The sequence below is a fragment of the Streptomyces sp. NPDC058955 genome, assembly GCF_042741435.1.
GTDB lineage: Bacteria > Actinomycetota > Actinomycetes > Streptomycetales > Streptomycetaceae > Streptomyces.
In genome coordinates this window covers 75,200-81,197 of record NZ_JBHYKM010000015.1, presented here as the reverse complement: position 1 = coordinate 81,197, position 5,998 = coordinate 75,200, and the positions used below count along the sequence as shown (strand labels likewise).

General features: G+C 75.5%; 4 protein-coding genes. 1 reads left to right on the top strand and 3 read right to left on the bottom strand.

What is annotated here, in order from left to right:
- The first annotated feature begins 541 nt into the window (after nucleotides 1-541).
- Nucleotides 542-1,813 (top strand): IS701 family transposase, encoded by a 1,272-nt coding sequence (locus tag ACFW1I_RS09345; RefSeq protein ID WP_384667892.1) that lies wholly within the window; start codon nucleotides 542-544, stop codon nucleotides 1,811-1,813.
- A gap of 79 nt (nucleotides 1,814-1,892) precedes the next feature.
- Here ACFW1I_RS09345 and ACFW1I_RS09340 read toward each other — a convergent pair whose 3' ends face one another.
- The 3 genes from ACFW1I_RS09340 to ACFW1I_RS09330 all read right to left on the bottom strand — a co-directional run bounded on the left by ACFW1I_RS09340 (nucleotide 1,893) and on the right by ACFW1I_RS09330 (nucleotide 5,893).
- Entirely contained in the window at nucleotides 1,893-3,932 is a 2,040-nt protein-coding gene (locus ACFW1I_RS09340) for a helix-turn-helix domain-containing protein (protein ID WP_384667889.1), read from the bottom strand.
- Between the two features lie 157 nt (nucleotides 3,933-4,089).
- Nucleotides 4,090-5,103: a BTAD domain-containing putative transcriptional regulator gene (locus ACFW1I_RS09335; protein WP_384667887.1), complete on the bottom strand. Its 1,014-nt coding sequence runs from the start codon at nucleotides 5,101-5,103 to the stop codon at nucleotides 4,090-4,092.
- Nucleotides 5,104-5,425: 322 nt separating this feature from the next.
- Complete coding sequence (locus ACFW1I_RS09330; protein ID WP_384667884.1) at nucleotides 5,426-5,893, bottom strand: DUF1772 domain-containing protein; 468 nt, start codon at nucleotides 5,891-5,893, stop codon at nucleotides 5,426-5,428.
- Between the last annotated feature and the right edge of the window lie 105 nt (nucleotides 5,894-5,998).

Here is a 5,998-nt window from a genome sequence, read left to right as displayed (position 1 = left end):
GACTCCCCTCCGCCACCCCTCTCTCCCGCGTCCTGTGCTCGCGCGCGCCGGGCGGTCCCCTCCCTCCACCCCCCCCCCCCCACGGGCGCTTCCGGCCTGGGGCATTAACCGGGGCCCGTGTCGCCTCGCTCTGCGATGGTCCGGCGACGGAGAGCGACCGGTCAAAGCCCGTCCGTCGAGTCTGTCAGCTCACCCCGTGGTGCGCCGGGGAGCTGTCCGGAACCCGTCGTCCGGGGGTGCGTACCGGCCATCCGGGGGTCTTCCGGAGATCTTCCGGAGGTCTTCCGGAGGGGGTGTGGCCGGACCACCGCCGTGGGTGGCGGGGAGGTGAACAGACCCCTCCGGGAGTCCTTCACGCGTCCTTGACGGCCCCGCCGGAGGGGGCGGAAGCGCAGGTCAGGGGCGGGACGGTGGTCCGGCCACCATCCGGCGGCCGAATCGGGTGCCGGGTCCACCTCGTCGGGGCGGGGGCGCCCGGGCGACGGTGGAGGGGCAGCGGTAGGCAGCTGCGCATCCTTCGGACAGGACGGGCAGGAGTGTCGTGAGTACATCCGTCGCCATCAAGTACGGGACCGCCGCCGCGGCCGCTCCGCTGACCGTGCCGCGGCCCCGGGTCCGCGCCGTCCCCCGGGCCGCCGCCCCCCGTCCCGGCGAGGACGTCTTCACCGAGCTGTCCACCGCCCTCTTCTCCGGCTTCGCCCGCCGCGACCAGCGGCTGAAGGCGGAGCAGTACCTGCACGGGCTGCTCACGGCGCAGGGCCGCAAGTCGATCCGGAACATCGCCGCGCAGATCGGCGGCCCGGCCGCCGAGCAGAGCCTGCACCACTTCATCTCCAGCTCCACCTGGGACTGGCAGCCGATGCGCGCCTCCCTCGGGCGGTTCCTGGAGCGCGCCGGGCACCCGCAGGCGTGGGTGGTGCGGCCGATGCCGATCCCGAAGGCCGGCGAGCACTCGGTGGGCGTGGACCGGCGTTTCGACCCGGAGCGCGGTCAGGTCTTCCAGGGTCAGCAGGCGTTCGGCGTGTGGTTCGCCGGCGAGGAGCTGAGCGCGCCGGTCAACTGGCGGCTGTTCCTGCCGGACCCGTGGGTGAAGGACCGCACGCGGCGCGACCGCGCGGAGGTCCCCGACGAGGCCGGCGAGGAGACGCTGGAGGAGTGCGCGGTCGCCGCCGCCCTCGACACGGCCCGCTGGACCGACATCACCCGCAAGCCGGTGCTGCTCGACATCCGGGGCGGCGCGGGCCGGTCGGCGCTGACGCGGCTGGCGGCCGCCGGGGTGCCGGTGGTGGCCCGGATCGGGGCCGGTTCACGCCTTGCGATCGCGGACCGCTCGCTGCCCGGTTTCGGCGCGGGCCCGCTGCCCGCGGCCCAGATACTGGAGTCCCTGAAGGGGCTGCGCAGGCCGGTGAGCTGGGTGGACACGGTCGGCGGCGCGCGGACCTCGCGCACCTCGCTGGCCACCGCCGTGCGGGTCGCGCTGCCGTCCCCCGGCGGGGAGCGGATGCGGCCGCTGATGCTGCTGGGCGAGTGGGACGACCCGCGCCGGGGCCCGGCCCGGGTGTGGATCAGCGATCTGACGCAGGCGACGGTCGGTTCGCTGCTGCGGCTGACGAAGCTGACGCAGCGGGTGGACCGGGACTTCGCCGCGGTCGGCGAGGAGGCGGGGCTGCGGGACTTCGTGGGCCGTTCGTACCGGGGCTGGCACCGGCACATCACGCTGGCCTCGGCCGCGCACACGGCGACGGTGCTCGGGTCGGCGTGGGAGGCCGCGGGGTACGGCACGGGCTACGGCACCCGCCGCGCGGCCGGCTGACACCCCGTACGGGACCGCCGGGGCTCCCCCGCCCGGTCGGCCGTCCCTCCGGGCCCGCCCCGACGGGCCGTCGGCGGGGTCAGTCGGCCGGGCGCGCCGGGGCCGTGGCGGCCCGGCGGCGGGCCAGCACCTCGCGGGTGCGCTGGAGCCTGAGGGCGAGCTGGACCTCCAGGACCTGGCCGGGCTTCTGCCATTCGGGGCCGAGGAGTTCGCCGATCCGCTCCAGTCGGCGGGAGACCGTGTTGGGGTGGACGTGCAGCGCCTCGGCCGCGTTGGTGGGGCTGGCGCCGGAGGCGAAGTACGCCTCCAGGGTGCGGGTCAGGTCGGTGAGCCGCTCGGCGTCGTAGTCGAGGACGGGCCCGATGGCGTTCTCCACGAAGCCGTCCACGTCGTGGTCGTCGGAGAGCAGCATGCCGAGGAAGCCCAGGTCGGTGGCGGCCGCGGCGGAGCCCGTACCGCCGAGGGCGCTCATCGCGTCCAGGCAGCGCAGCGCCTCCGCGTACAGCGGTCCGACGGCGTCGGGGCTGCCGCCGGGTCCCGCGGCGGCGACCGAGACCGGGTGGCCGAGGAGCGGGGTGAGCTCCTCGGAGACGGCCGCGGCGGCGGCGGAGGCGTCCACGCCGGGGAGCAGCAGCACGATGCAGCCGCCCTGCACGGTCTTGAGGCCGGCCAGCCGGTACGCGTACGAGGACGCCCACACGACTGCCCGGCCCTGTTCGCCGCCCTCCGGCCGGGCGACCACGAGGACGTGCGGTTTGCGCAGGTCCACGCCGAGGCGGCGGGCGCGCAGGGCGCTCTGCTGCGGGGCGTGCGGCGGGTCGGCGATGAGGTCGTCGAGGAGTTCGTCGCGGACGGGGCCCTCGGCGACGGCGGTGGAGCGCTGCATGAGGAGGAGCAGGGCGACGGACTGGGCGACGAGTTCGAGGAGTCGTTCGTCCTCCTCGGTGAGGCCGCCCTCGGCGCGGACCACCAGGCCGCCGAGGTCCTCGGAGCCGGCGATGACGGGGGCGACCCAGACGGAGTCGGCGGCGAGGACGGGCCGGCGCAGGGCGTGGGCGTCGAGGGACGCCTTGGCGACGGCGTCCTCGTCGAGCCCGGGGAAGTCGCCGCTGGCGGCGAGGCGGCGGCCGCCGGGGTCGCAGACCATCACGGTGGCGTCGAGGGCGTCGCCGGCGGCCTTGGCGACGTGCGGGAGGTCGCCGCCGGCGAGGACCAGGTTCATGATCCGGCCGTGGGCCTCGCTGACGTGCCGCATCCGGGTGAGGCTGGTGCGCACGCGCGCGCTGTCCCGTTCCAGTTCGGTGAGTTCGGCGCGGGTGCGGTCGAGGAGTCCGGCCTTCTCGACGGCGAGGGCGGCCAGGTCGGCGAGGGCGCCGAGCAGGGCGATCTCCTGCGGGGTGTGCTCGCGGACCCGGCGGTCGGCGCCGAAGAGGGCGCCGATGACGGAGTCGCCGCTGCGGAGCGGGACGGCGACGATGGCGCGGAGCCCTTCGGCGAGGACGGCCTCGTCGCCGGGGTCGACGACCTCGGCGTCGTCGAGGGCGGCGGCCGGGTCGGGTGCCTGGCCGCTCGTGAACCGCTCGTCGGCCGGGTAGTCGGGGGTCCAGACGGGTTCGCCGGAGCGCTGGACGACGCCGCCGAGGCAGTTGCCGGCGCCGATCCGCAGTCCGACGCTCAGCCCGGGTCCGGTGGCCTCGCCGGTGTCGCCGCCGGTGCGGGAGCCTTCGGTGATGCGGATGTAGCAGGCGCCCTGGGGGCCGCGCAGGGTCACGTACGCCATGTCGAGGCCGAGGAGGCGGCGGGCGCGGCGGGTGACGATCCGGAGCAGTCCGTCGAGGTCGTAGCTGAGCGTCAGATCGCGCGCGGTGTCGGTGAGCACGGCGAGGGAGGCGCCGCTCTGGTCGGCGCGGGCGCGGCCGACGGCGCGCTCGGCGTGGAGGGTGCGGGCGAGGGCGACGGCCCGCTCCAGCCGGGTGATCCCGGCCTCGTCGAGCCCGGCGATCCGGGCCTCGTCGAGGAGGGCCTCGAACTGGCCGGGCAGCCCCTCTCCGGCGAGCAGTTCCAGGACGGCGAGCAACGCGTCGGCACCCGCGCCCCCGTCCGCGCCGTACGTGTCCATGGCCCCCACCCCCGTCGTCTCGCTTAAATCGGGCACCTCGGAGGAAACCCGTCCTGGCGGCCGAAACTAATTCGGTCCCGGGAGTGGGTCAACGGTGACGTGCGGCACTTCGTTCCCCGCGGTCCCGATTCCCTCCGAGGGCGGAGGCGACACGCCGTCAGACGGCGATCGCCACGCCCTTGGTGGCGGTGTCCGCGCGGCCGGGCTGGACGGGGACGCGCGGAACGGCGGGGCCGTACCAGATGACCGGCGGCGTCCCCTCGGCGCGGGCGGCGGTCGTGGCGACGGCCGCGGCGGTCACGACGGTGGGCGCGTGGCCGGGGCCGAAGACGCCGGCGGCGGGGGCGGCCGGGCCGCCGGATCCGGCGCCCACGCGCGTGTGGCGGACGGCGAGGACCGAGTGCTGGAGGCGGCGGAGCCGCGCGGAGGGCTCCATGCCGGTCTCCCGGTGGAGGACCGTGCGCAGCCGCTCGTAGACGGCGAGGGCCTCCTCGTGGCGGCCGCAGCGGAGCAGGGCGACCATGAGGTGGGCCTGGAGCGGTTCGTTGGTGGCGTAGCGGGCGGCGAGTCCGGGGAGTTCGGAGAGGATCTCCTCGTGCCGGCCGAGGCCGAGCTGGGCCTCGACCCACTGGTCGAGGACGCTGAGGCGGGCGGTCTCCAGCCGTTCGATCTCGCGGCGCAGGCAGGGGCCGGCGGCCACGCCCGCGTACGGGTCGCCGCGCCAGAGGGCGAGGGCCTCGCCGAGCCGCAGCGAGGCGCGGGCCAGGTCGCCGGCGTCCATGGCGCGGTAGCCGGCGCCGGCCGCGCGCTCGAACTGGCCGATGTCCTGGACGCCGACGCCGGTGTCGAGGCGGTAGCCGCCGGGGAGCGAGACGAGGACCGCGTCGGCGGTGCGCCCCTCGGCCCAGCCGCCCGGCGCGTCGCCGTCCTCGGCCTCGTGCAGGGCGCGGGCGATGAGCGCGCGCAGCTCGGCTATGTGGGCGGCGAGTTCGGCGCGCGCGCCGCGCGGGGCCCCGGACGGCCAGAGCTCCTCGGTGAGGACGGTGACGGGGACGACCTGCCCGGCGAAGGCGGTGAGCAGGGCGAGCACCTGGCGTGGCGCGGCCGCGGTCGGGGTGATCGATACCCCGCCCTCACGGACCGACAGTCCCCCCAGGATGTGGACGTCCACTATGCCCCCTCGGTGTCTGCGCACGCGGATCCTCGGTTGATTAAAAAAAGACCCCCCGGGTCATGTCAATAAGAAACCGGAAGGTATGGAATCCGGGTCCCTGAAATCGGGGTGATTCACCCCCTTTGCCAGGATATAAGGACGGCAGCTTCTCGCCAGGGGCTGAAAGTCGATGCGCGTCAGGGGCAGCTTTCGGACTCGGTAGTTTGGTTTTGAAGAGTCCCTGCGGATGCGCGGAAGGCGATCTTCGACGAGATCGCGCCATCCGGGAGGCCAAGCCGACCCGGCAGTCGGTTTCCCGCCGGGCCGGCACGCCCCCGGGTCAGCCGACGGCGGCGGCCGTGAGCAGGCCGAAGGCCACGACGATCAGGGCCGTGCGGACGCGGTGGTAGGCGTTCCAGCGCGGTTCGAAGGCGGCGCGGGACGCGGCCGGGTCCTCGTCGGGCCCCTCGGCGGCGGCGAGCGCGGTGTTGAGGGGGACGTTGCCGACGACGGTGACCAGGTGATTGAGGACCGCGCAGACGAAACCGGCGAGGACCAGCCAGCGCTGCGTACCGGTCCGGCCGTCCACCGGCACGAGATAGGCGGCGAGGGGCAGCACCGCGACGCCGGCGAAGACGGCCAGGAAGACCGCCCTGGGCACCGCCTCGTTCACCCGGCGCATCGCGGTGACGAACGCGGCGTCCGTGAGGCGGGCCAGGGCGGGCATGATCCCGGTGAGGAAGATGAGGAGGAATCCGGCGTAGAGGCCGGTGCTTCCGACGGCGAGGGCGAGCAGCAGGGTGGCCATGCGCTCATGATGCCGCCCCTCGGGCGGAGCCGCGCGTTCCCTTCCGGGACCCGTCCCCCCGCCCCCCGGGACGGGGCCCCGCGGCGCGCGCGTCCAGGGCGGCGG